Below are 20,039 nucleotides of genomic sequence, written 5' to 3' on the forward strand. Positions count from 1 at the left end.
AAAAGCAGGGTAGAACGATGCATTCATCGGATCTACCCTACTTTTTTGTCTCGAATAACATTTATGGAAAAATAGAGTCTTAGGAGTTATAGCTACCAATCTATATCGGACAGATCAGCTATGACTCACAGCGGACAAAAGTAACGTTTTTTCCTAAAACCACATTATCCACCTTCCATCCGGCATTTAACCAGGATAATGCTTGTGTATGATTCATGGAATTATTCACCCACCATTGTTCGCGATTATACGCTGTAGGGGGTAACGTAAATCCGAGAATTTCCTCAAGCTCTGCATATGTAAGGGTGATTGAAACCTGATTCAAATAGTTTTCCAAGGGGAAGTATTTGCTGTAGCTCATTTATTCGAACCTCCTGAAAAGGAATACAATAATTATACAACGTAGGGATGATGATAGCGAGGGCAAGCCGAGAGTGTACATAGATATGAAAAAAAGGAATCCGTATCCGTAGATCTCTTTGACTAGGGCATGTCTTAAATACCACTTATGGGCATCTTTCACCACCTTTTCTCCCCCTGCTGCCTTATTGTTCCGGGTGTGCTGGAGAGAGTAAAATAATAGGTAGTATACGAACATCAATACGTATTTATAACATAGATGCCCCGGATTGATCCGGGATTCATAGAGGTTCAAGTGTGGTTGATGAACATCATAAGATGCATGGGGAGGCAGGAGATTAGATGAGTACACTTTATGATCAGGCGATGGAAGAGATGATAACGACGATTCATGAATGGTTTGATGAACAGGAAAAGCGGGATGATTTGGAAAGTGTTGTGAAGCGAACCACGCTGCAAATGGGCATTGTTAATGATATTGTGCTGGATTACAAACCTGGACGGACCACGGTAGACAGCGTGGATCTGGGTTTGGATGATGATGTGAAATCAAAGCAGGCAGGAGCCTTTACCGAGGAACAAGTACGTAACGAGATTGGGCCTAAACTTGTAGAGGTTGTTCAGGAAAGATTGGACAAGCTGGCAGATACTCCGTTGATTGACTACCGCTTCACCTTGCGTGGGAAATTCCCAACAACCGAAGGCAAGCTGCAACTGAATTTATTGGAATGGATAAACGAAGAGAAAAGAAAGCTGCTCCTTGAGCGTATTCATACCTATGTAGACAAGAATCTGGAGAACAGTACATATCCAACAAAGCCATTGGAATCCTTCTTTTTGACGAGTCATCTGCTCGATCCAAAGCTGTTCCCGGAGTTGGATGTAGCATGGACCATCAGGCAGTATGACCGGATTCTAGAGTTGAATCAGGGTCGTCCGGAGGCACTTGCTGAACATCGGGGTGAGATTACTCGTGCGGTGACGGCATGGGCGGAGAATCAGTTTTTGCCACAGTATTATGATGTACAGTCTTCGGCTTATCGTACCAATGAATATTCGCTTAAGCCAGGAGCAACGTTGGAATGGGACGTTGAATCACAGACAGGCCAACCGTCGGATGAGCAGGGGAAGGCGCAAACACCCGGGACTCAACCAATAGATTTGCTGTTATACACGGCGGTCATGATTCTGCGTTTTGAGCCGAGTTATAGCAAACCCAAAGGTGTGACTTTCTTGGAACTCGCGAAGCAACTCGGTAGCAAACGTGCGGCACGTATGATGACAGAAGGCAGCGGAACGTATGCGAAGGACGATATTCATGTGAAAACGGAAGAAGTAGAATGCAAAGCAAATGATGTATTTGCTCTGATGACCATTCACATTCGTAAGGAGGAGGCGGGTGCCTATCAACAGGCACTTACCTTTATCATTCATTTATTGAAACAGGGATTTCCAAAAGGTTATAAGATCAAGCTGAAATCTGCCGTAAAGCAGTATTTGCCGATCAAGGGACTCGCGAAGTCGGATACCCACCGATTCTTTGCGAATGCACTGGAATACCCGGAGCTGCATCCACTCCTGGAAGAGTATGCGCGTGAGGCTATCCAGGAGTTTGAGTTCTACGAGGATACCGAGGGAGAGAAAAGCTGTATGCCAGGCAGTTATGCAACCTTTGGACTGGGGCTTGTGGATGAGCGGTATTTCCCGCTGGTTGAATATTACATGGGCGAAGTAGATGATGAACATCAGTTGATTCAGGATAAGTTCATTGCGGCATTTGTAGAACAACAGGGTGTAACGGCTCAATCCATACCTGCGTTAGTCGCCAGTTTGCGTCGTTCGACCGATAGTCTGAAGCTGAAGATTCAGTCCGTGCTGGAGAATGATGAAATACTCGAACTGTTGGTTAGACAGATTCAAGGACTCGAACGTAGTGAAGCGGAACATGTAGTCTATCCGATCTTTGGCAAGGTGGAGAAGATCTCAACACTCGCTCGCAAGGCCGAGGGAAGACGGAAGGAATTATTGATGGAACTGTTGCAAGCCGCAGGGAAATGAAGATGTACACAAGACAAATAAGATTGTGATGTGCGAGTCAGTAGAGCATTTTAGAGAAGTGAAAGTGCATAAGGAAAGGTGGGGAGAGTCATGGAGGCATTGAGACGAGACATGTGGCAGGGGTTGAATGCTCAGGACAAAGAGGCTTGGATGCGTAAGCTGGTTCATCAGTTACCAGATGGTATGCATTATGAGGGTCTCGAGACATTTGAACGATTCGGTCAGCGGATGGAGACGGGTGTATTTACTGAGGATGGGCTGAGATTTGTGTTTGTCCCTGGGGATCAAGTAACACTAGGCTGGGATCGTTGGCAGCATGGTATGAACGAAGAGACATCAGCCGACCTGCATGAAACGGTCAGTGAGTATGGTGTGGAGGACGTAGATTCGTTTCTGGCGAGTCAAATGTCACCTGTGAGAGAAGTTACTATTGCGCCGATGCTTGTGGAATGCGAACTGATCTCGCTTGGCTGGATTGAAGTGTCCGAGGAGGAAGCATTTGCACAGGAAGATCCTGATTTCCCGTCAGCCCTGGAGCAGTTTAAGCAATCGGAAATACGTGAATATGAATTGCATCAACAATTCCGTCTAATTCGCCAAAGTGAGGATGAAGTCCGAATCCTGTGGTTCAATGAAGGAATAGAACTGGAGGACGTCGTGAGGGAGGAAGCTGCGGCGGGTTTTGGTTTGCTGACCGAAGACGAATGGGAGTATATCTATGGCGGCGGTTGTCGCACGTTATTTCCCTGGGGTGACAGCTTCGACTATACGATGAGATTGAAGCACTTTGGCAGTCTGGAAGGCGTGGATGAGATTGTGGATGGATCGGCAGATCTAGACTCTACACGGGTTGAAGAAAAGGATGATCGTCCTTATGATCTGGAACTGCCAAATTTCTTCGGGGTGCAATTTGCTGGTGATCCCTACAAGTATGAGCTTACCCTCGATTCAGCTGGGGATGTGATGCCCAAAGGCGGAGACGGCGGAAGTCTGATTTGCGGTGGTACAGGGCCGCTGGTTGGTTTCTTGCCTGCTGCTGCGGTATATTATCGAGACATTAATGCCAGTGAACTCGACTGGGAGGATCTGATGGATGCGATGGTCTATCGCAGGGTTGTTCGTTTGGCTGAACTGGCATTGTAGTCATGACAAAACGAATCTATCAAGGAAGAGCTATAATGGCGAACAATAAACGTTTAAAACCGTATGATGATTCACTTTATATAATCTATGCGGTAGATGGTATTCGGCTGAGTGCAGGCATACTTGTCCTGTTTTTTCTTAACGTATTTCTGCTTATTCCCGTGTTCAGTGTCCCGTTCCAATCACTGTATGCGTATATTCTCGTGCCACCGCTAGCCTTTATGAATATATGGGCGATTGCCCTGATTGCTGCCCCACGTAGACTCCAACTGAATTATGTATTGTTCCGAGGCGTATTTGGCATCGTTTGTTCTGTGGGATTTATGGTGATTATACAGAAGTTTGCTTACGGGACAATTGGTCTGACAACACCTTGGTACGCCATTGGATCATTTGTGGTATATGGTTTTGCTTTGTTCCAATACGTGAAGTTTCGTTTGCGTAAGCTGCAGCAGCCCCCTCAGCGTAAAAAAAGGGATAAAAGCACAGGTATGCCTGTTGCCACATTAACGATGATTACGGGCGGAGCATATCTTCTGGCCAATATTTCACTGGCCTTTGTTACACAGCAGACTGTGGCTGTTGTGCTAATGTGTGTATACATTATGCTGGCATTTGTGGTGTTTCATTTTATCATGGACTTGCATCGGTATTACTGGCTTCGCCAGATCATGAATAAGGCAGAGAGTTAATTGCAGGATAGGGACAGACGAACAGGAAGAGGTCTTTGCAGCAGAGTTTGAGCATACAAAACACACATCAAATCAGCCCCAGCTCATAGAGCGGGACCGAAATGATGTGTGTTTATTTTTGTTTATTTCACTTTTTGTACGGATACTGCCATTTGCTCCAGTTGAGTGTGAGTCAATTGGTTATTTGGCGAGCTGAGTGTTACATAACGATCGTCCAGTTTGAATGTGAGCATATCCGTTTGATCTGGTGTGTACCATTTGGCTGATACGCCATTAGGCAGTTTTACCGTTTTGCCATCATAGCTGAACGAGTAGTCTTTAGGGGATACCGTGACATTCATACGATTGAAAACAAAGTTTACACCATCACCGCCTGCATCTACGCTTTTGAACGTATCTCCAGCAACCATATGTTGGGGAGCATAGGCTGTGGTGAACCCGTCAAACTTCGCAAATGCCTTACGAATGTTATCCAATTGTTGTTTGCTATAGTTCACATCTGCAAATGCAGTGATCCCTTGATCGTTGTTGCCAGTTGCCTTCTGAACAGAGACAGCGACTTGTTGCAACTGAGCTTGGCTCAGCTTATGATCCGGGGAGCTAAGCGTAACGTAGCGATCATCCAGTTGGAACGTGAGCATGCCCGTTTGATCGGGTGTGTACCATTTGGCGATAACGCCATTGGACAGTTTCACGTCTTTACTCGCATAGCCGTCCGAATAATCTCTTGGAGATACATCCACTTTCATATGGCTAAAAATAAAGCTAACACCATCGCCACCCGCTCCTACACTTTTGAACGTGTCACCTGCGATCATCTGCTGAGGTGCATAAGCGGTCTCAAACCCATCGAATTGTGCAAAAGCCTTTTGAATGGCCTCTTTTTGTGCTGCACTATACGTTACATTTGTCAGAGCTGATGGATTGCTCGTAGCTTGGCCGATAATAACCTGCCCTTTTTTGCCGTCATAGGATACGGGTACATGCAACGCATCGGCCAGCGCACGTACAGGCAGATAAGTGGAGTTGTTATAGGTAATTGGAGCAAGTTTGTTGCCATTACTATCCTTTGGTGAGTAAGCCGCCCCATCAACATTAAAGCTGATTCCATGATTAAGGTATGCAGAGATTTTCTCCAGCTGCGTTCCGGCGAATACGCCCGTTGCTCCTGTTAATGTCATGCCCAGTACCATCATCGTTGCTACGGATTTCTTCATGTTTTTTTTCATCATATATCTCTCCTTCAAGTTGGGGTTTAGTTTTGTTTAATGGGCTCGCTGTCCCTTATGGCTTTATATTAAACCCCGAACATATCCAGAATAATTCTGAATTATCTCCAACTTGTAAACATGTGTATATATGCTGAGAATGTAGAACAAAAACTGAAGCTGCTTGGTGTGTTTGAACATATTCTTTGCCGAATCGAAACATTTTAGTTAAAAAGATAGAGGATTAGTCCGCCAAAACCAAGTACAATCGCACCAACGTACACATAGGAAAGTTTGCTTAGGTTTTGCTTTGTGCGGCGGTCATATTCGGGGTTGCTGGTCTGATTGGCTTTGGAATTTCCGATGATCATGGTAGCAATACCTCCAAATAAGGCAATACCCACAATTAAAACATAAGGCAACCAGGTCATGAATGGACCTCCTTTGCGAATAATATGATATGTCTTTATTGTACTTCAAGTTAACCTTTGATGTAAGCTTCATTTGAGAAAATAAGGGAAATGAAGTATCTGTCTTACAGTATGTATGTAGTCTTGGAGCAGAAAGATCACTATAATTTTATTATTTTTTAATATTAAAAAACCTTGATACAACAGGCATTCGCAGCTTTCTTCACTGAAGGTTGCGAATTTTTTTTGCCCACAGAGTGATCCAGAATAGAGAACCCTGCGTTACACCCTATGAAGACGACGACGAGGAAAGAAATTATACACAAAACATAATCGAGGAGTGAACAAGTAATGAAAATGAAAATGAAGAAGTTTATCGCACCTGTACTTAGCTTGACACTGTTAATGCCGGGGATCGCTGGAGCAGCTTCTGCACCACAGACACCAATGACAATGATGAAAGCATCCGTGAACACACCGGCGGCTGACCTGAGAGCAAACCTGGACCACCTGCTGTCCGAGCACTTTGCACTCGCAGTAACGGCCATGGCAAAAGCATATGACGGAGCAAAAGATGCAGATGCAGCCTACAAAGCACTCGACCAGAATGCACTGGATATGCAACCAGCCATCGCTTCCCTATACGGTGAGGCAGGTGCCAAAGAATTCGAACGCATCTTCCGCGCTCATAACAAATACACAGATGATCTGGTGAAAGCAACCAAAATGGGCAACCAGGCTGGGATCAAACAAGCACAAGCAAACATCAACGGTTTTGTGGATGAATTCTCCACATTCCTGAGCACAGCTACCGAAGGCAAGTTGCCAAAAGCAGCAGCCAAACAGGCACTGAAAGTACATGAAGATCTCGTTCAAAAAGTATTCGATGAGTATGTAGCTGGAGATTACGCTGATGCATACAAGGCTTATCGTGAAGGTTTCAAAGAAATGTTCGACGTAAGTAAGGCACTCTCCACAGCTATTACTACACAAATGCCTGAGAAATTCGAAAATACCAAAGCGGATACAAAAGCAGCCGATCTGAGATCTGCACTCAACCACTTGGCTTCCGAACACTTTGCGCTTTCGGCTCTGCAAATGCAAGAGGAATTTGATGGACGTACAGCCGCTTCCAACGCACTGATTACAGCTGAAGCTGGAAACACAGCTGACTTCAAAGCAGCGATTGCTTCCGTTTACGGTAACGATGGTGCCAATGCTTTCGAGAAAATTTGGGTAACGAACCACGTTAATGCACAAAGCGACTATGTAAAAGCTGTTAAAAACAACGATGCTGCGGCTCGTGCGGCAGTAGAGAAACGTATTGATGGATTTACAACAGAGTTCGCTACATTCCTGGATTCAGCAACAGCTGGCAATCTGCCAAAAGCAGCAGGACAACAAGCGCTGACAACGCATGAAAATCAAGTACAAAACGTATTGAATCAATATGCAGCAGGTAACTATGATGCTTCTTACACAACAAATCGTGAAGGCTTCAAAGTGATGTTTGGTGTAGGTCAAGCCCTTGGTAATGCCATCGTGACTCAATTCAATGACAAATTCCAAGAGCCAGCAACACCTGCACCAGCGCCAGAAATGACAACGGTGTGGATGCAACTGAACAGCAAAATGCTGAAAATTAACGACAAAACAACCAACATGGACACCACACCAGTGCTTTGGAAAAACACAACATACATTCCACTGCGTTTCTTGAGTGAAGGTATTGGTGCAACGGTGAAATGGGACAAAAAGGCACAACAAGTAACGGTAATGGCTGGCGATGATACGCTTGAATTCTGGGTGAACAACAACGTTATGGAAGTGAACGGCGTGAAGAAAAACGTGGGTGCAACGGTATTTGTTAACAAAGATGGACGTACGCAAGTACCTCTGCGCTTCATTGCTGAACTTCTGAACTGGGACGTGAAATGGGCACAAAAAGATGGTTCCATTACGCTGACGAAATCGATGTAATAGTAGAGTGAAACAAGTTTAAAACAAAAAGAGCTGCCCCATACGGCAGCTTTTTTGTATTCACCCAAAAGTTCCAAATATTTGGTATAATCATCGAGTAATGACCTACATAACAGCTTGAATAGCCGATGGAGTCTAGAATGATGTATGATAATTTGGTATAAGCAAAATGAAGAGGGGGACAGAAGAATGAGTACATCATCAAAATCGGAGCGTCCAGCGAGAAATGTGGATACCCGGTTATTTGTTGCTTGGGCCGTTTCCGTTATTGCAACAGGGGGGAGTCTCTATTTCAGTGAGATCAAGGGATATCTTCCATGTGATCTATGCTGGTACCAGCGTATATTCATGTATCCACTAACCATCTTGTTGGGCATTGCCTACTTTAAGGATGACGTGGGCATCACCAAATACGTACTCCCACTTAGCTTCGTCGGTGGCGGCATTTCGTTATATCATGTAACAATCCAGCGTATTTTTTCGGCTACAGGTAATGCCGTGGCGTGCGGTAAGGTTCCATGTTATACCGACTATTTGAATTGGTTTGGTTTCATCACAATTCCATTACTGGCACTGATCGCCTTTATTATCATCATCGTGATGCTGTGGGGTATCGGCAAAACACCAAAATCTTCTTAATAAGAAAGGATAGATGGTGATGAGCGGACAAGCTCGTTGGTTCATGCCCTTCATTATTCTGCTCCTCCTGACGGTTGGATGCTATTATGAAGAACAGTCACAATCAGGCGAGATGCCAGAGATGATTAAAGTGAAACTTGACGTTCCAGAGAAGGCTTCTCTTCATAAACCAACAAGGTTGCAGGTGAAGCTTACACAGGGAGATGCACCGTTACGTCAGGCTGATCATGTGCAATTCCAGATCTGGAATGAGCTTGATGATCCGCCTTCTGTATCTCCGGAACAAGGTATGATGACAGCGGACGAACTGGAGAATCAGGGGGCTATTACTGCCACTGAGTCAGAGGAAGGGCTGTATGAAATCCAGCATACCTTTGAAGAACCAGGTACGTATGTGGTACAGGTCCATGTTACGCACGGAGCTATGCATAGCATGCCGAGAGCGAGAATTGTAGCGGAATGAAGCAATGGGCGGGTACCAAGGGTTTGGTTCAGGGTTAGCAATGGGTTTATAATGTTAAAGGTATGAAGAATGTTGTAGGAAAAGAGGGTGTTATGGCAACTATTCATGATGTTGCACTCAGGGCAGGAGTTTCTGTAACTACCGTCTCGCGTGTATTAAACAACCGGGGATATATCAGTCAGAAGACTCGGGACAAAGTGTATCAAACCATGGACGAACTTAATTATCGACCCAATGAAATTGCCCGTTCTCTTCTGCGTAAGCAATCCAATGTTATAGGCTTGATTATTCCTGATGTATCCCATCCGTTTTTTGGAGAACTGGCTAGCTATGTTGAGTATCATGCTTACCAGAATGGATTTAAAATTATGTTATGCAATTCCCACATGGACCCTTCCAAAGAGCGTGAATATGTGGAAATGCTTAAGGGTAATCGCGTGGATGGCATTATTATGGGAAGTCATACACTGGAAGTTGATGAGTATATGAATCTGCATTCCCCAATCGTGACCTTTGATCGTAAGATCGGTGAAGACATCCCGTTTATCTCATCTGATAACTATCAGGGAGGGGTTATGGCTGCTGAATTGCTGCTCTCGAAGAACAGACGGAATCTGGCACATATCTGCGGTAATTTGGAATTGCAAATGCTGTCCAATCGCCGGACGACAGGTTTCGTTGATACATTGCAGGCTCATGGAGTCAAACCGGTCATGATTCATGAAACCGATCTGAATGTGTTTGATCAGCATCAGTATACGGAATTAGTGGATAAGCTGCTTGCACAACACCCCGAGGTGGACGGGCTCTTTGTAACGAGTGATCTGATGGCGGTGCATGCGCTGAAGCAGATCGTGTTAGGTGGGCGCAAGGTACCCGACGATATCGCTATTATAGGTTATGATGACAGTCGTGCGGCAGCGTATACGGTGCCTGGCATAACAACGATCAGGCAGCCGGTGGAGGCTATGGCTAAGCTGGCAATTGATCTGATTCGGCGCCAACTTGCGGAAGAGAAGATCGAAATGGAGCATATTTTGCCGGTTACCATCGTGGAGAGAGAGACGACCTGATAAAGGTCGTTTTTTTCTATTCGTCCTTTTGCAACAGAAAAATCAAGGCACGTTATTTTTTTTAAAATAGTATGTCAAACGATTGACATGTTAAACCTTTGACATTATAATTCGTCTTGTAAGCGTTTCCTTTTATACTATTGATCAGGGGGCATGACAAGATGAAAAGAGAACGGAAATGGATGAAATTATCGGTATTGTCATTGATTATAATGCTTGTATTGTCAGCATGTGGAGGTGAAGCAACGACGGAGTCCAACTCCTCCTCAGAGGGTAGCAGCAGTGAGAGTGTCAAAATCACCATGCTCAATTCCAAATCGGAAATTAACAGTCAGCTGGAGCAAGCGGCTAAAGACTTCCATGCCGAAAATCCAAATATCACACTCGAAATTGTACCTGTAGGCAGTGGACAGTCTCCGTTTGAAAAAGCGTCTGCTTTGTATGCCTCCGGCAGCCCTACAACGATGATGATGCTGGATACAGGGGATGTAGAGAAATTCAAGGATCGTGTTCTGGATCTCACATCCGAGTCTTGGATGAAGGATGCCGTGGAGAACAGCACAGCGGCTACAACGTTTGATGGCAAAAACTATGCCTTCCCGTTCTCTATTGAAGGATATGGATTCATTTATAACCAGAATGTTTTGGATCAGGCAGTAGGTGGGACATTCGATCCGAAGTCTGTACAGACCACTGCACAGCTCGATGAGCTGTTCCAAAAGATCGCTGCTACTGGAAAATCACCTTTGATTGTATCTCCGATGGATTGGTCGCTTGGTGCGCACTATCTGGGGCTTGCATATGGTGGCCAGTCGGCGGACCGTGCGAAGGTGGATCAATTCATTACGGATCTGAAGGCAGGTCAAGTGGACCTTGCTTCCAACGCCGTGTTTAATGGCTTGTTAGATACATTTGACCTGATGAAAACCTACAATATCGACAAGGCTTCTCCACTGTCCGGAACCTATGAGCGTGGACCTGAGGTCCTTGGCAAGGGTGAGGTAGGCATCTGGTTCCAGGGCAACTGGGCATGGCCACAAATTTCAAGCTTTGATACAGCAGATGGAAAATATGGCTTCCTCCCGGTACCTGTGAGCAATAATCCGGATGATTTCGGTAATACACAAATCTCTGCTGCCGTATCCAAACGAATATTGCTGGATAAGGAGAAGAGCACACCAGCGCAGCAGGAAGCAGCGAAGAAATTTTTGGAATGGATCGTTTATAACGAAAAAGGTCAGGATTTCCTGGTGAATCAAGCCAGTATTATTCCGGCATTCAGCAACATTACACTAGAGCCAACAGATCCGCTTGGCAAATCCATTAGTGAATACATCAAGGCAGGCAAAATCGAGGAATCAATGAGCACACTTCCCGCGGATCACTGGTCCAAACTGGGTGCATCCATGCAGAAATATTTGGCTGACGTCATTGACCGTGCCGGACTTGCCAGTGAAATTCAGGCATACTGGAGCAACGTGAAATAAAGGAATTAATCATAGCCCTGTGCAGCACATAGAGAGAGACTAGCGGTAGCCGGAGATGATGAATGTACAGCTTCCACATGAGGTCCGTTCAACTTGTTTCCGGTATAACCGCCAGGCTAATCATTTGGATAGAGTGGAGGATGACAATGCTGACCGAAAAAGGATTATGGACACGTCTGCGCACTCGCCTGATCTTTACTGGCCCGACATTATTTGCGTTTGCTACGGTGATGATTATTCCATTTTTGTATGGTATTTATTTGACGTTTACGAACTGGGATGGTATTGCAGTCGATCAAAACTTTGTTGGCTGGGATAATTACATCGGTGTGTTCAAGGACACGGTGTTCTGGAAATCATTCGGGATGACGCTGGAGTACGTATTTATTACCGTTGTGCTGACCAATACGGTTGCTTTCCTGCTCGCTTACGCTGTAACTCGGGGAATGAAGGCACAGGGCTGGTTTCGGGCCGGATTTTTCCTGCCGAATCTGGTGGGCGGAATCGTGCTTGGTTTCATCTGGCAGTTTATTTTTAATCAGGTACTCGTTTTTGCAGGACAAAAAATGAATCTCACGCTGTTTTCCACCTCCTGGCTGGCTGACCCTGATAAAGCGTTCTGGGCACTCATTGTGGTGACCGTTTGGCAGTATGCCGGCTATATGATGGTTATCTACATTGCAGGACTGATGAATGTGCCGAAGGATGTTATGGAAGCAGCCAGCATTGATGGGGCAAGTAATCGCAAAATGTTGGCGCGCATTGTATTGCCACTGATGGTTCCTTCGTTTATTGTTTGCATCTTTTTGTCACTGCAACGGGGATTCATGGTGTATGATCTGAACGTCTCCCTGACCAGTGGTGGGCCCTTCAAGAGCACAGAGATGGTATCCATGCATGTTTATGAGCAGGCCTTTCTTGCTCGTGACTACGGATTGGGTCAGGCAGAAGCCTTTGTTCTGTTTATCCTTGTAGCCGCCATTACATTGCTCCAGGTCTATTTCAGCAAAAAACTGGAGGTCGAGGCATGATGGCTGGACAATCGCGCATTCTCAACTGGATGAAGTTTATTGCATTAATCGTTGTGATGATTTTGTTTGTATTTCCGTTTGTACTTCTAATCGTCAATTCGTTCAAGGCTAACCAGGCAATTACCTCCGATCCGCTGGGCTTGCCAAGCTCCTTTCAATTCGATAATTACGTCAATGCGTTTGACAAAATGGGATATGTATCCGCCTTCAGCAATTCGTTGCTTATTACCATTGCAGGTGTATTACTGATTGCTCTTTTTGCGGCGATGACAGCCCATTACTTTGTTCGTCACAAAAGCAAACTGAATCAGTATCTCTTTTTCCTGATGGTAGCTGCGATGATTATTCCGTTCCAGGCCATTATGATTCCATTGGTTAAAATATACGGCTCGCTTAGCCTGCTGGATAACAAGTGGTCGCTGATCTACATGTATATTGGCTTTGGCAGTCCGCTCGCCGTATTTATCTACCATGGCTTTATCAAAAGTATTCCTCTGGAGCTTGAAGAAGCGGCTCTCATGGATGGCTGCGGCAGAGTGCAGACCTTTTTTCGCATCGTACTGCCGGTGTTACTGCCAACAACCGTAACGATTAGCGTACTGAATGTATTGTGGATATGGAATGATTTTTTGCTGCCTTCCTTGGTGCTGACTTCATCCGAGCAGCGTACGCTGCCGCTGTCCACGTTTTATTTTTATGGAACATATACCGTGGATTACGGCCCATTGATGGCTGGTCTGGTGTTGACCCTGCTGCCTGTACTGATCGTTTATCTGTTTGCGCAGAAGTACATTATTCAGGGGGTTATGCAAGGGGCTATCAAATAAGTTCAGCTGGGTGATATAGAGAGAGACAGGAGTGAAGCATATGAACCAGGAACGATACGAGCAGCAGGAAATAGACACAAGGCAAGAGACAGACCTTGGACTGACGAGTTCTTCGGCTCAAACGAAGGAGAGTTATACACTCGCCCGGGCCAATGCATATATCAAGGAGCATCGACATCAAGTTGATCCAACCTATCGAATGGCCTATCATTTGATGCCGGAGGTAGGCTGGATGAATGACCCCAACGGCTTCATATACTTTGGTGGGATGTATCATATGTTTTATCAGCATTATCCCTATGAACCGGTATGGGGGCCGATGCACTGGGGCCATGCGGTGAGCCGTGATTTGGTTACGTGGTCTTACCTGCCTGTTGCACTGGCGCCCGATCAGAGCTACGACAGTGGAGGTTGTTTCTCCGGAAGTGCAATCGTGCAGGATGGCAAATTGGTGCTGATGTACACGGGGCATGTTGTGACTGGACCCGACAAGGATAACGATTACTTGCAGACACAGAATATCGCTGTCTCGGACAATGGAATTGATTTTGTCAAAAGCGCGATGAATCCGGTTATACGGCTGGATCAAATCCCAGCGTATACCAGTCCCAAGGACTTCCGTGATCCAAAAGTGTTTGAACGAAACGGTGTGTACTATTGCGTCCTTGGCTCAAATGATGCTGCGGGCAAAGGTGTCATTCTGTTATACCGTTCAACGGACTTGCTGGATTGGAGTTATGTTAACATCATGGCCCAGAGTGACGGGACGCTTGGTGACAATTGGGAATGTCCAGATCTGTTCACACTGGATGGCCGAGATGTGCTGATCATGTCTCCACAGCGCATGCCTGCTCAGGGAGATAACTATCGCAACTTGCATTCGACCGTTTATATGATGGGAACGTTGGATGAAGACCAAGGTGTGCTGAAGTACGAGCAGTACGTTCCGCTGGATTGTGGCTTCGACTTTTACGCGCCCCAGACGATGGAGGATGCACAGGGACGACGAATCATGGTGGCCTGGATGGATACGTGGGAAACGGAAATCCCGACACAACAGTCTCATGCCTGGGCTGGAGCGATGACGTTGCCGAGACAACTCATTCGCAGGGGAGAACAATTGATATTCCAGCCGCTTCCCGAACTTATACAGTACAGGTCGGAAGGCACCGAGCAGTATGGTATACATTTAAGTGGTGACGGACATGATCTTGATCTTGGAATCAGTGGAGACTGTTACGAACTGTATGCTGTATTCGAAGCGGAACAGGCACGACACTTCGGATTGAAGCTGCGTACGGGTGAGGATGAAGAAACCGTGATTTCCTATGATGTAGAGCAGCGTCGTTTATGCTTAAATCGCGAGCATGCCGGACAAGGGCCGGGCGGAGAACGAGCTGTGACAGTGGAACTGCTTGCCGGGAAACTGGAACTTCATATTTTTATGGATGTCAGCTCCGTTGAGGTGTTCATTCAGCAGGGAGAGCAGGTCATGACAGGGCGAATATATCCTGGGCCGAACTCGACAGGTATCAAGGCTTTCTCGTCTGGAACGTGTACGTTGACCGAGCTTCACAAATGGGATTTACGAATTCCCCGATAAAATTCTATCTAAAATTCAGCCTTGACCTTGAAGTATACTTCAAGGTTTATTCTTTTTTTATCAAGAAATATTGGAGGCTGAATAATGAGAATTTTAGAATGGATTTTGGTATTGGTAACCGTAGCTGCTACGGTATTTATGCTGGTGTTTCCGAAGCGCCGGGCAATGATAATGGAGACACTCACAGCTCTGATTCTGGCAGTGCTTCTGCATGGCTTGATCAATTCATTTCGCGTGCAGATGATACCAACCTATCTTGTTAGTCTAGTATTATTCATTACGTTAATCATTCAACTCATGAAATCATACCGTAGTGGCCGTTATGTTCAGAGCGCGCGAAGACCCAACCGTCTTTCAAAAATCAAGATGACACTGGTATCGATTCTGGTTCTGGCCTTCAGTGCAGGTTCAATCATACTTACCTGGCTGTTACCTGCCTTTACGATGCCTGAACCAACCGGCACCTATGCCATTGGCACGTTCTCTGAGCACCTGGTGGATGGATCTCGTGAAGAGACCCAAACACCCGACGCGGGGGACAAGCGTGAACTTATGATTAATGTATGGTACCCGGTGGATCAGGAGGCCGCCCAAGGGCTGCCGCTGGCGCATTACCCTAGTGAACTGGGAGAAGCGATCAGTCTGGTGTTTGGCATTCCGTCTCAGGTGTTCAGTTATCTGGATACCATTCCAACACATGTGGTGCAAGGAGCTGAGATGTCCACCGTCCAAAGCAAGTATCCGGTTCTGCTATTCTCGCCGGGTGTCCGCTCAGCCCGTTTTCAGAGCATGACGATGATTGAGGAACTGGTTAGCCATGGTTATATTGTCGTGGGGATAGATCACCCGTATACGTCAGCACAAGTGACATTTCCCGATGGACGTGAAGTCTCCTATCAGGCTGACCCTGAATTTGCAACGTCAGCGGAATTATATCAATATAATGTAGAAGGTATAGGCATACGTGCAGATGATGCAAGCTTTGTTCTCGATATGCTTACCCAGTGGAATTCACATGATCCGAATCAACTGCTCCAAGGCAAACTTGATCTGGATCACGTTGGCATCATAGGACATTCGTATGGTGGGGCAACAACAGCGGAAGCACTGGCGCAGGATGAAAGATTCCAGGCAGGACTTAGCCTGGAGGGAGGATTCTGGGGAAAAGTATCCACGACAGCCCTGAAACAGCCGTTTATGTATATCATGTCGGGTGGAACCGCCAAAAGTCTGGAACCGGATGCCACCGAAACGGAAAAAGTAGCCTATCCAGAGTTTAAGCCTGATCTGGATCGAGTGATGACAAGTAGTCTGAATGATACCTATTATCTGACGGTGGATAATTTCTTCCATCAAAGCTTTACGGATATATCGTTGATTTCACCGAAACTATTCGCCAGAGGCATGACGCCAGAACATAATGTGGATATAACCAGATCCTATGCGCTGGCATTCTTTGACCGTTATCTGAAAGGGGAAGAGCAGTCATTGCTGCAAGGAGCTTCAGCACAATTTCCCGAGGTCACCTATGATGCCACGTATACCAAGATACGCAACAAACAAACGCAATAAGTCCGCAGAAAGGTGGAGGAGTAGACATGGAAACCATGACAAGAGGAATGTTGGCCAAGCGTACCGGCGTGAGTATGGCAACCCTCCGTTATTACGAAGATAGTGGAATTCTGCCTGCTCCCCGTCGTTCCTCCAACGGATATCGGGTGTATACCGAGGATTATCTGGTCAAAATTAAGTTCATTAAGGATGCCCAGCTACTGGGTTACTCCTTAAAGGAAATACAAGAGACCCTGCAACTGCTCAGCCAGGAAGATATGGAAAGTGATACGTTAAAAACACTCGTTTCTGACCGAATCACTGATATTCAGAAGCATATCGATCATCTGGAACAGATGCAGATTCATCTGGCACGACTGTTACATACACCGGAGGACGATATCGACAATTATATTCAATCGTTCAGGGTGCAAAAGAAAGAGCCGTAATCGCGGCTCTTTTCCTGTTTAGGAGAAAACAGGCGTGGACTACTGAGCAGGGAATCGGATATTTAAAACGAATACATAGTGTAGTTTGCCAATACATAATGGTGGTAAACGTGATTTCAATAATTCAATAATGAAACTCACACCACAAAAGGAGTAACATTTTCTATGAGGGATTTACAAGGTTTTGTATCCGATTACATTAAAGGAAAGAAACATCTGCACCTTGAGATTGGCGTTATTACAAAGGGAGATATCGAATATCATTCATTGGGCAATCCCAAAAAGAAGAGCGTGGCTTCTCCTGAACACAGGTTGTTCGAAATCGGCTCTGTAACCAAACTTTTTACATCGATCCTTCTGTTAGAATTGGAGCGTCAACAGCAGCTTTCCACGGATGACACGGTTGGCAAGTACATACACAATGGCAAAAACGATTATTTGAATAAGGTTACCTTAAAAAGTCTTGCGACGCATACCTCTGGCTTACCCGGAGTTGCCACAAACCTGTCCTCGAAGAAAAACCGATACAATCCGTATTCGAATTATACGGCGGATGATTTACTTGCTTTTTTATCCGATGCTGACTTTACGGATCAGATGGGTTCATTTGAGTATTCCAATACCGGCGTGGGTTTACTTAGCTATATCCTATGTAAAGTATCAGGAAGTACATATGACGATCTGCTGAAAAAATATATCACAGGTCCATTAAACATGACAGAGACAGCTGTTATGCTGAATGCAGAACAGAACGGCAGATTTGTAGATGGACATACGTCAACGGGGAAAAAGATGCCTCACTGGGATACGGGTGTACATGAAGGGGCAGGAGCGATCAAGTCATCTCTTCACGATATGTGTTTATTTGTACAGGCCAACCTGAATGAAGATCATCCGCCAGTCTCTGCAATACAACAAAGTCACATGCCTGTGATGATTGGAGATTCAACCCATCATTACGCCTGGTTTAGTGATAATATCTCAGATCAGAATATTCTCTGGCATAACGGTGGCACATTTGGTTTCTCCAGTTATTTGGCTATAAATAAGGAACAGAGTATAGGCGTCGTATTATTGTCCAATTATTGTTTTGGATCTGCCTCTATTGTGGATGAGTATCTGGATGCGATATTCAAGTTTATAACTAAAAAAGACCTTTATCCACTCATGCCGCTGGACCCTGTGGGTAATAAAATACTGGAAGCCATGATGCAGAGATAAAAAAACACCTCTAATAGAGAGCACCTAAAGATGTATTTCGGACGCTCTCTGTTCGAGGTTTCTTTTAGTTCTATCTTAATGATCTCAATCATGACATACCCGCTTCACGCAGAAAATGGTGTACAATCTCCGTCTGATACTTGATACGGGTCGAGCGTTTCAGACTCCAGCAGGTCTCCACCGTGACGGAACGGGCTTGTAATAGTCTTGAAGCCGCTGTACGGGCAGATCCCGGCAATTCATGCTGCTTGAGGTTAAAATGACGATCACGAATGGCAATCGACCGATTCATCCGTTCGATAATTCTTCTGCAAACTGGAATGGTGCGACTGCCAGGATTGGTGATCAATGTCTGTCCAAGCACTCGCGAACTAAGCTGCGATAGGCCGTTAGCTTCATGCAGATCGAGCCACCAGTCGGCCCGATGTTCACGGGCCAACTGAAAAACCGCCGCAGCGAGCGGATGTTTGGCCTTGCCTGACATACGGCGTGGAAACGTACGATTCAGATCTGGCTTGCCTCTGATTTTCTTTGCGTAGGCTTGCTGGTTCACGCGTGGCACGATAATTAACAGCCCTCGCTGAATGGCGTGACGACCTGTCGCAATATCATCTGCGAGTTTTTGCGCAGCGGCCATACTCGCCGTTTCATTCCCGTGAACCCCGGATGTAATGAACATCAAGGGTCCCGGCATCATGCCACGTACGATGAAGTAGGGAGTGGCGTGTACGCTGGATGCTGCAAGGACATGTTTGGTCACAAGCATGACGCTTCACCTCCGTTATTACATTACGCCATGTCCCTCTTTCATGTAACGGCGTAAGAACAGGTCTTCATCCTATTTCCTCACAAAATGGGCCGACTAATACACCCGATGAATGATATCTTCAAAATCGGGTTCTTTCATCTCTACATCTTCAATCTCACCCCAGTGCTCCAACTGTTTCAGAATGTCCATTGTGCTCCATTCCTTCCGGTTCACTTCGACGGTGACAATCTGCCCTTCCACTCCTGTAATATGTATCGCGGACGATATAACATTCGGGATGTGAAACGCTCCTCGGAACGTTACCCGAATCAGCGTAGGTAGTCCGATGGTTTCGCGAAGTGATGAGATCGTGCCGTCATATGTCAGTTGACCATGGTTAATCACCATGACCCGGCTGCATAACTGCTCAATGTCGTCCATGTCATGTGTGGTCAGTAAAATCGTTTTGCCAAACGTTTCATTTAATGTTCGTAGAAATTGACGAATATTCCGCTTTGCGTTCACATCAAGTCCAATTGTTGGTTCATCGAGAAAAAGCAGTTCGGGATCATGCAGCATGGAAGCTGCGAGATCCGCACGCATGCGTTGTCCAAGCGAGAGCTTGCGGACAGGCGTGGCCCAGAACGATTCAAGGTCCAGCAGTTCGGCGAACTGGGACAGCCGTTTCTTTTTGTCCTCGGCACGGACACCGTACATCTCGGCCAAAATATCATATGAATCTTTCACGGGCAGATCCCACCAGAGCTGGCTGCGCTGCCCAAACACAACGCCCAGTCGACCAACGGTCCTGCGCCTGTCCTGATGTGGGTTCATACCGTCAAGCCTTACCTCACCCGAGGTTGGGTGCAGAATACCTGTCAGCATTTTGATCGTGGTAGACTTGCCAGCTCCGTTCGGACCGATGTAACCCACAAATTCCCCAGGGCCGATATCAAAACTGATATCACGTACCGCTTCCTTGGACACATACTCACGTGAAAATAACGTACGTAAACCGGAGAAACGCCCTTCGCGAATAACAGGAGTTTTGAATTCCTTTTGCAGATGCCGTGCTGTGATCATGTTCATGATTCGT

At 45.9% G+C, this 20,039-nt stretch carries 19 protein-coding genes; 14 read left to right on the plus strand and 5 right to left on the minus strand.

The window, feature by feature from the left end:
- Window positions 1-118: 118 nt before the first annotated feature.
- Window positions 119-361 carry a DUF7662 domain-containing protein gene (locus tag MKX68_RS15285; RefSeq protein ID WP_017692170.1) on the minus strand — a complete coding sequence of 81 codons (243 nt, stop codon included), beginning with the start codon at window positions 359-361 and terminating at the stop codon, window positions 119-121.
- 341 nt (window positions 362-702) lie between these two features.
- Between MKX68_RS15285 and MKX68_RS15290 the strand changes: the two genes are divergently transcribed.
- From MKX68_RS15290 to MKX68_RS15300, 3 genes are all read left to right on the plus strand, one after another.
- Complete coding sequence (locus tag MKX68_RS15290; RefSeq protein ID WP_340912699.1) at window positions 703-2,418, plus strand: DUF6138 family protein; 1,716 nt, start codon at window positions 703-705, stop codon at window positions 2,416-2,418.
- Window positions 2,419-2,508: 90 nt separating this feature from the next.
- Entirely contained in the window at window positions 2,509-3,561 is a 1,053-nt protein-coding gene (locus MKX68_RS15295; RefSeq protein WP_340912701.1) for a hypothetical protein, read from the plus strand.
- 35 nt (window positions 3,562-3,596) lie between these two features.
- Window positions 3,597-4,253: a hypothetical protein gene (locus MKX68_RS15300; RefSeq protein ID WP_340912703.1), complete on the plus strand. Its 657-nt coding sequence runs from the start codon at window positions 3,597-3,599 to the stop codon at window positions 4,251-4,253.
- 122 nt (window positions 4,254-4,375) lie between these two features.
- Here the strand turns inward: MKX68_RS15300 and MKX68_RS15305 are convergent, their stop codons facing one another.
- Window positions 4,376-5,482 carry a stalk domain-containing protein gene (locus MKX68_RS15305; protein WP_340912704.1) on the minus strand — a complete coding sequence of 369 codons (1,107 nt, stop codon included), beginning with the start codon at window positions 5,480-5,482 and terminating at the stop codon, window positions 4,376-4,378.
- Between the two features lie 203 nt (window positions 5,483-5,685).
- On the minus strand, window positions 5,686-5,892 hold the full coding sequence (locus MKX68_RS15310) for a hypothetical protein (protein WP_017692174.1): 207 nt from the start codon (window positions 5,890-5,892) through the stop codon (window positions 5,686-5,688).
- A gap of 336 nt (window positions 5,893-6,228) precedes the next feature.
- Between MKX68_RS15310 and MKX68_RS15315 the strand changes: the two genes are divergently transcribed.
- The 11 genes from MKX68_RS15315 to MKX68_RS15365 all read left to right on the plus strand — a co-directional run bounded on the left by MKX68_RS15315 (window position 6,229) and on the right by MKX68_RS15365 (window position 18,195).
- Window positions 6,229-7,851, plus strand: coding sequence for a copper amine oxidase N-terminal domain-containing protein (locus tag MKX68_RS15315; protein WP_445259884.1), 1,623 nt, complete (start codon window positions 6,229-6,231; stop codon window positions 7,849-7,851).
- Window positions 7,852-8,040: 189 nt separating this feature from the next.
- Entirely contained in the window at window positions 8,041-8,490 is a 450-nt protein-coding gene (locus MKX68_RS15320) for a disulfide oxidoreductase (RefSeq protein WP_124118173.1), read from the plus strand.
- 19 nt (window positions 8,491-8,509) lie between these two features.
- Complete coding sequence (locus MKX68_RS15325) at window positions 8,510-8,953, plus strand: FixH family protein (RefSeq protein WP_340912709.1); 444 nt, start codon at window positions 8,510-8,512, stop codon at window positions 8,951-8,953.
- 92 nt (window positions 8,954-9,045) lie between these two features.
- Window positions 9,046-10,026, plus strand: a complete 981-nt coding sequence (locus MKX68_RS15330) for a LacI family DNA-binding transcriptional regulator (protein ID WP_091038467.1) — start codon at window positions 9,046-9,048, stop codon at window positions 10,024-10,026.
- A gap of 161 nt (window positions 10,027-10,187) precedes the next feature.
- Window positions 10,188-11,513, plus strand: coding sequence for an ABC transporter substrate-binding protein (locus MKX68_RS15335; protein WP_338588588.1), 1,326 nt, complete (start codon window positions 10,188-10,190; stop codon window positions 11,511-11,513).
- Between the two features lie 146 nt (window positions 11,514-11,659).
- A complete protein-coding gene (locus MKX68_RS15340; protein ID WP_340912712.1) occupies window positions 11,660-12,544 on the plus strand; it encodes a carbohydrate ABC transporter permease in 885 nt (294 codons plus the stop codon).
- The gene (locus MKX68_RS15345) at window positions 12,544-13,371 is read left to right on the plus strand and encodes a carbohydrate ABC transporter permease (protein ID WP_315939444.1); all 828 of its coding nucleotides are present in this window, start codon (window positions 12,544-12,546) and stop codon (window positions 13,369-13,371) included. The genes MKX68_RS15340 and MKX68_RS15345 overlap by 1 nt, the downstream gene beginning before the upstream one ends.
- 40 nt (window positions 13,372-13,411) lie before the next feature.
- Complete coding sequence (locus tag MKX68_RS15350; protein ID WP_340912718.1) at window positions 13,412-14,974, plus strand: glycoside hydrolase family 32 protein; 1,563 nt, start codon at window positions 13,412-13,414, stop codon at window positions 14,972-14,974.
- Window positions 14,975-15,058: 84 nt separating this feature from the next.
- Window positions 15,059-16,546, plus strand: coding sequence for an alpha/beta hydrolase family protein (locus MKX68_RS15355; protein WP_340912720.1), 1,488 nt, complete (start codon window positions 15,059-15,061; stop codon window positions 16,544-16,546).
- A gap of 26 nt (window positions 16,547-16,572) precedes the next feature.
- Entirely contained in the window at window positions 16,573-16,974 is a 402-nt protein-coding gene (locus MKX68_RS15360) for a MerR family transcriptional regulator (RefSeq protein WP_340912722.1), read from the plus strand.
- Between the two features lie 165 nt (window positions 16,975-17,139).
- Window positions 17,140-18,195 (plus strand): serine hydrolase domain-containing protein, encoded by a 1,056-nt coding sequence (locus MKX68_RS15365; protein ID WP_340912724.1) that lies wholly within the window; start codon window positions 17,140-17,142, stop codon window positions 18,193-18,195.
- A gap of 88 nt (window positions 18,196-18,283) precedes the next feature.
- Here the strand turns inward: MKX68_RS15365 and MKX68_RS15370 are convergent, their stop codons facing one another.
- Both MKX68_RS15370 and MKX68_RS15375 read right to left on the minus strand, forming a co-directional pair.
- Window positions 18,284-18,961: a succinylglutamate desuccinylase/aspartoacylase domain-containing protein gene (locus tag MKX68_RS15370; protein ID WP_340912726.1), complete on the minus strand. Its 678-nt coding sequence runs from the start codon at window positions 18,959-18,961 to the stop codon at window positions 18,284-18,286.
- A gap of 96 nt (window positions 18,962-19,057) precedes the next feature.
- Entirely contained in the window at window positions 19,058-20,026 is a 969-nt protein-coding gene (locus MKX68_RS15375) for an ABC transporter ATP-binding protein (protein ID WP_340915395.1), read from the minus strand.
- Between the last annotated feature and the right edge of the window lie 13 nt (window positions 20,027-20,039).

Origin of the sequence: Paenibacillus sp. FSL M8-0212 (assembly GCF_038004645.1) — a bacterium.
Taxonomy (GTDB): Bacteria; Bacillota; Bacilli; order Paenibacillales; family Paenibacillaceae; genus Paenibacillus.

What these genes read in the sequence shown, in the direction of transcription:
- MKX68_RS15365 (WP_340912724.1), top strand. Translation starts at nt 17,140, where the DNA reads ATGAGGGATTTACAAGGTTTTGTATCCGATTACATTAAAGGAAAGAAA.
- MKX68_RS15285 (WP_017692170.1), bottom strand. Translation starts at nt 361, where the DNA reads ATGAGCTACAGCAAATACTTCCCCTTGGAAAACTATTTGAATCAGGTT.
- MKX68_RS15335 (WP_338588588.1), top strand. Translation starts at nt 10,188, where the DNA reads ATGAAAAGAGAACGGAAATGGATGAAATTATCGGTATTGTCATTGATT.
- MKX68_RS15305 (WP_340912704.1), bottom strand. Translation starts at nt 5,482, where the DNA reads ATGAAAAAAAACATGAAGAAATCCGTAGCAACGATGATGGTACTGGGC.
- MKX68_RS15300 (WP_340912703.1), top strand. Translation starts at nt 3,597, where the DNA reads ATGGCGAACAATAAACGTTTAAAACCGTATGATGATTCACTTTATATA.
- MKX68_RS15375 (WP_340915395.1), bottom strand. Translation starts at nt 20,026, where the DNA reads ATGATCACAGCACGGCATCTGCAAAAGGAATTCAAAACTCCTGTTATT.
- MKX68_RS15360 (WP_340912722.1), top strand. Translation starts at nt 16,573, where the DNA reads ATGGAAACCATGACAAGAGGAATGTTGGCCAAGCGTACCGGCGTGAGT.
- MKX68_RS15370 (WP_340912726.1), bottom strand. Translation starts at nt 18,961, where the DNA reads ATGCTTGTGACCAAACATGTCCTTGCAGCATCCAGCGTACACGCCACT.
- MKX68_RS15315 (WP_445259884.1), top strand. Translation starts at nt 6,229, where the DNA reads ATGAAAATGAAGAAGTTTATCGCACCTGTACTTAGCTTGACACTGTTA.
- MKX68_RS15330 (WP_091038467.1), top strand. Translation starts at nt 9,046, where the DNA reads ATGGCAACTATTCATGATGTTGCACTCAGGGCAGGAGTTTCTGTAACT.
- MKX68_RS15345 (WP_315939444.1), top strand. Translation starts at nt 12,544, where the DNA reads ATGGCTGGACAATCGCGCATTCTCAACTGGATGAAGTTTATTGCATTA.
- MKX68_RS15320 (WP_124118173.1), top strand. Translation starts at nt 8,041, where the DNA reads ATGAGTACATCATCAAAATCGGAGCGTCCAGCGAGAAATGTGGATACC.
- MKX68_RS15340 (WP_340912712.1), top strand. Translation starts at nt 11,660, where the DNA reads ATGCTGACCGAAAAAGGATTATGGACACGTCTGCGCACTCGCCTGATC.
- MKX68_RS15355 (WP_340912720.1), top strand. Translation starts at nt 15,059, where the DNA reads ATGAGAATTTTAGAATGGATTTTGGTATTGGTAACCGTAGCTGCTACG.
- MKX68_RS15350 (WP_340912718.1), top strand. Translation starts at nt 13,412, where the DNA reads ATGAACCAGGAACGATACGAGCAGCAGGAAATAGACACAAGGCAAGAG.
- MKX68_RS15310 (WP_017692174.1), bottom strand. Translation starts at nt 5,892, where the DNA reads ATGACCTGGTTGCCTTATGTTTTAATTGTGGGTATTGCCTTATTTGGA.
- MKX68_RS15295 (WP_340912701.1), top strand. Translation starts at nt 2,509, where the DNA reads ATGGAGGCATTGAGACGAGACATGTGGCAGGGGTTGAATGCTCAGGAC.
- MKX68_RS15290 (WP_340912699.1), top strand. Translation starts at nt 703, where the DNA reads ATGAGTACACTTTATGATCAGGCGATGGAAGAGATGATAACGACGATT.
- MKX68_RS15325 (WP_340912709.1), top strand. Translation starts at nt 8,510, where the DNA reads ATGAGCGGACAAGCTCGTTGGTTCATGCCCTTCATTATTCTGCTCCTC.